Annotated in this window: 6 protein-coding genes; 2 read left to right on the top strand and 4 right to left on the bottom strand. The window is 45.5% G+C overall.

What is annotated here, in order from left to right:
- Nucleotides 1-44 precede the first annotated feature (44 nt).
- Nucleotides 45-797: a hypothetical protein gene (locus KDK14_RS08100; protein ID WP_257264583.1), complete on the top strand. Its 753-nt coding sequence runs from the start codon at nt 45-47 to the stop codon at nt 795-797.
- A 96-nt stretch (nt 798-893) separates the two neighbouring features.
- Here the strand turns inward: KDK14_RS08100 and KDK14_RS08105 are convergent, their stop codons facing one another.
- From KDK14_RS08105 to nadE, 3 genes are all read right to left on the bottom strand, one after another.
- Entirely contained in the window at nt 894-1,124 is a 231-nt protein-coding gene (locus KDK14_RS08105; RefSeq protein ID WP_257264584.1) for a hypothetical protein, read from the bottom strand.
- Between the two features lie 233 nt (nt 1,125-1,357).
- Complete coding sequence (locus tag KDK14_RS08110; protein ID WP_257264586.1) at nt 1,358-1,555, bottom strand: hypothetical protein; 198 nt, start codon at nt 1,553-1,555, stop codon at nt 1,358-1,360.
- Nucleotides 1,556-1,651: 96 nt separating this feature from the next.
- Entirely contained in the window at nt 1,652-3,520 is a 1,869-nt protein-coding gene (nadE, locus tag KDK14_RS21685; RefSeq protein ID WP_373691050.1) for an ammonia-dependent NAD(+) synthetase, read from the bottom strand.
- Nucleotides 3,521-3,711: 191 nt separating this feature from the next.
- On the opposite strand from nadE, the gene KDK14_RS08125 reads away from it, so the two are divergent.
- The gene (locus tag KDK14_RS08125; protein WP_257264587.1) at nt 3,712-4,023 is read left to right on the top strand and encodes an RNA-binding protein; all 312 of its coding nucleotides are present in this window, start codon (nt 3,712-3,714) and stop codon (nt 4,021-4,023) included.
- A 15-nt stretch (nt 4,024-4,038) separates the two neighbouring features.
- Here KDK14_RS08125 and KDK14_RS08130 read toward each other — a convergent pair.
- The coding region (locus KDK14_RS08130; RefSeq protein WP_257264588.1) for a hypothetical protein at nt 4,039-4,300 on the bottom strand (262 nt) is incomplete at its 5' end.

The raw sequence follows: 4,300 nt of genomic DNA on the forward strand, positions 1-4,300 counted from the left end.
AGAAAATCCTGGTGGAGGAACTGCAAAACTGGCTGGATGAGGCCGTGAATATGACCGAATCCACGTACGGCAAAGTCAAGGATTTTATTCGTGTTATTTTCCGCCGTGGCTTTGGTGACACCAGGCTGGCGAATATGGCCCTGAAAATCTGTGTTCTCAACAACGTGTTTGAGGATGCACAAGAATTCAAAACAGACCGGACAAAACTTGACGCAAATACTTTCCAAACAGCTCTGAAGGTAATGACCGAGAGATTGGGTACCAGAGAGTTTCATTTAAGAAGCATCGAGTTGCTATTATACTTGGTAATGCCTGACGCAGCTGCCCATAACATTGCCAAGGATATTCTTATGGAGGTGTTTCAAAACGCGTTGACTAAGGCCGAGGCTATGTCCGAATACTCATACTCCCATATTACGCATTTAGCACATCTTTTTTTTCGCCATCGCATTTTAAACTCCGATCTGATCATTACAGCACTGAAAGTCTGCATACTCATGGGAAGGACTGAAGATGCACAGGCGATAAAAGTACAGTACGGTGCATTTATTGATGACACTGACCAGATACCAGATGACGACTCATACTTTACAGAGGGAAAAAGGCATAAGCCTGAAGTAAACCATCAATCAGAATATAACAGGCACGAAATTCAAATTTTTGCTGAAAAAATTGGTTACAGGGTGACAACAGATCTGGCTAAAGACTATAGAAATATGGCAAGAATACTTCACCCTGATAAGCAGCAAAGTTCTGGCGAACTAATGAAAGAATTAAACAGGCTCTTCGGTAAATAAATATTCAGTGAGGCGTTACTGTTTGGAGATAATCACCTAAAAAGATTGCCCTCCTGCTGTGAGGGCAAATGCCTATCCATTTCGTAAGGTGCTTGGTTATCCTGCAAGATAGCCCATTGCCTCTTCCAGGACATTAATGGTGAGGGGAAACATCTTGCCTTCCATCTGCTCATCAATCAGTCGTGTTGATGAGGTATAGTGCCAAGCATCTTCCGGAGAGGGATTCAGCCATGCGACCCGGTCAAAGTGCGCTTTCCATCCAGACATGGCCGCGTCGCCCATAAAAATCACCCGGTAATCCTTGCCGAAGCGGTGAAGCACATCCAAGAGACTGATGCGCTCCTGCTGGCAACGACGGTTATTCTGCCAGACACTTTCATAGAGGTAGTTATGGAAGTAATAGAACTCAAGGTGTTTGAACTCCGTTCAGCAGGCAAACAGCGCCTCACACAGACCGACGTAATCGTCCATTGAGCCACCGATATCCATAAACAGCAGCACCATTACGGCATTATGGCGTTCTGGCACCATTTTGATATCCAGTATGCCCTTGTTAGCTGTTAAGCGGACGGTATCTCAAGATCCAGCTGGTCTGCAGCCCCCTGACGGGCAAAACGGCTCAGGGCCATTTGCATATTGCGGCTGCCGAGTTGCTGGTTATCATCCAGGTTTTTAAATTCCCGCTTATCCCAGACTTTGGTGGCTTTACGATGTCTGTATTGATCCTGGCCAACCCGAATGCCGGAAGGGTAACGCAAAAGCGAGGAAAATGGATAGTCATTGGCTCAATTACCGAATGGAACGATAAGTCAAAATGTAAAAGTCTGTAAAACAGTAATAGTGTTTTGCAGGCTTTATAGCGATGCCTGGTTGTAGACGGTTGGAATCGGCTGACGCTTGTGATGTGTTCGATTGTAGATATCGATAATACGTTGTTCTACCTCCGCATCAACGGCGTTCCCTTCCAGGAAATCATCAATCTGATCGTAGCTTAGGCCCAGAGATTGCTCATCGGCTTTTTGCGGTGCCAGGCACTCCAGGTCAGCAGTCGGTGTTTTTTGTACAAGCAATGCCGGGGCGCCCAGGGTTTGCGCTAGCTGGCGAACCTGGCGTTTGCTCAGACCAAACAAGGGGGCAAGGTCGCAAGCCCCATCCCCCCATTTGGTATAAAAGCCGGTGACGTTTTCAGCAGAGTGGTCTGTACCAATAACCAAACCACCAACGATGCCTGAAACTTCGTACTGGGCGGCCATACGCGCCCGTGCCTTGACGTTGCCTTTAACGAAATCGACAGCGCTGTCTGAAGCCTGATTGAGTTGAGCTTCTGCCAGAGACGCCATGACTTCTGAGTGGATACCATCAACCCCCGGTTTAACATTGACCTCGATGGATTGCGATGGCTCGATAAATTGAAGTGCTAATTGTGCATCTTTTTCATCTTTTTGTACGCTGTAAGGCAAGCGCATAGCAATAAACTGATAGCAATTCACGCAGTTTTCTTCATTGAGTTCATTGACTGCTAATTGCGCAAGTCGGCCACACGTGGATGAATCCACACCGCCGCTAATACCGAGCACAAGGTTTGTTAAACCGGAAGCTTTCAGGGTGTTTTTGATAAAACGTACTCGGCGTTGAATTTCCCGGGCAGGGCTGATTTCAGGTAGTACCTGCATCTCTTTGATAATTGCTCGCGCCTGCCAATGTCTTCTTCTATCTGATGTATCATGTGGTGTATAGTTTCCCCAAATATCATTCTCCTTGTATTTGATATCACCGCCGGTGACCTTGCCGGTAATCTTTGACCCATTGTTTATAATGACTTGACCATTTTGACTTGTAAATGTGATATTACCAACTGTGGAATTATAGTTGATTCTTATTGTTTGCTTGATTGGCCAAGTAGCAAATCCCCCTTTCTGGATGTGTGGTCGGATAATTATTTCATTGATAATTGAATAGTCAGCTATTTTTGTAAATGTGCCGCCTGTTGTCAGAATACCTTTCACTTCTGATCCGGTAATAGTCACATTAGAGGGAGAGTTTACGTTATGAGCTATCGTCGATCCGTCAATTTTCACTGTGCTTTGAGCCCTGACACTCCCGCCCACCGGTGATGATACCAATTCTACGTGAGTTCCTGAGATAATGTTGCCGCCCACCGCGGAACTCACCAGTTTTACATGCTCCCCTGCTTCAATACTGCCTCCCACCGGGGATTTGACCAGTTTTGCCTGCGTCCCTGCTTCAATACGGCCTCCCACCGGGCACTTGTCCAGTAAAACATGGGACCCTGCTTCAATACTGCCTTCTATCCGGGCATCATCCAGTTCTACATAAGTACTTGCTTTAATACTGCCTCCAACTGTGGATTCATAGACATCTATATGTGCCCCTGCTTCAATGTTGCCTACCACTGGAGAATTGTCCAACTGTACAGACTTCCTTGCTGTAATACTGCCTTTCACTGGAGAAGCATCGAGTTCTACATAAGTTTTCGAATGAATATCGCCTGTAACAAGAGCATTTTTTAAATCTGCATAGCTGACATCCATTGTGTTAAACGTTTTTTTCCCAGAGTCAGATTTGTTCGTTCTGGATGAAGGATTACTTCCATCAATAGCTGTAGGCTTGGAGCTACTGCCAGAAGTAAACGCAAAGGACTTGCCAAAGTTAAACATAGGGATTGACTCTCGTCTGTTCTGTTCTTCTTGATAGAGTTCCAAGTTGTGAAAAAGTTCCATATTTGTGCGCTATTTTCTTTCTGGATCTGTTCATAACTATCAAAAGGCAGCCGATAAGTCAGTGGACAACAACAGTATGATGTGACAATCTGATTATTGTCACAGTTGATGTTTATACCGCCTTTCTACGCAAGGACTTGCGTTCAACCCAGAGAAAAAAACCAGAGTTTTCCATGCAAAAAAGGACTTTATACATCGGTAATTTGGCCTATACCGCCGTTGAAGAGGATCTTGAACAGGCTTTCGAATCATTTGGTGTTATTGAAGACATCAAGCTGATGCGGGATCGGGAAACTGGGCGATCCCGGGGCTTTGCATTTATCACCTTTGAACAGGAAACTGAAGCTGAAGCCGCCAGAGCCATGGATGGCAAAGAGGTGGCCGGACGTTCATTAAGAGTGAATGAGGCTCGCCACAGGGAATCCGGGCAGAGAACTCCAGCGAAAAGAAAACCCAAGGCTTTTAATAACAACTTTAACCGCTAATGGCTTAATCTGTTATCACTCTTGCGAATAGCAGTTTTGTTCCGGAAAAAATCGGAAATCAGAGCGGGTGTTGAGCAATATACTTTCGCTATCAGTTTGCCGAGCGTTCATCGGTATCCCGAAAGTATGTCTATAGCGACGTGTTGCACTAAAAACACCCGGATAATGCCAGCAGTGGCTTTGCAGGAAGTGCTGTATGCTTCTCAAATAACTGTGCCCACTTTTTTTTTGCGATATATGCCATATCAGCTTCGGATGCGGAGCATTTTTTTTACGC

Origin of the sequence: Endozoicomonas sp. ONNA2 (assembly GCF_024606365.1) — a bacterium.
GTDB lineage: Bacteria > Pseudomonadota > Gammaproteobacteria > Pseudomonadales > Endozoicomonadaceae > Endozoicomonas.

Coding starts and splice junctions, on each gene's coding strand:
- KDK14_RS08125 (WP_257264587.1), top strand. CDS start 3,712: ATGCAAAAAAGGACTTTATACATCGGTAATTTGGCCTATACCGCCGTT.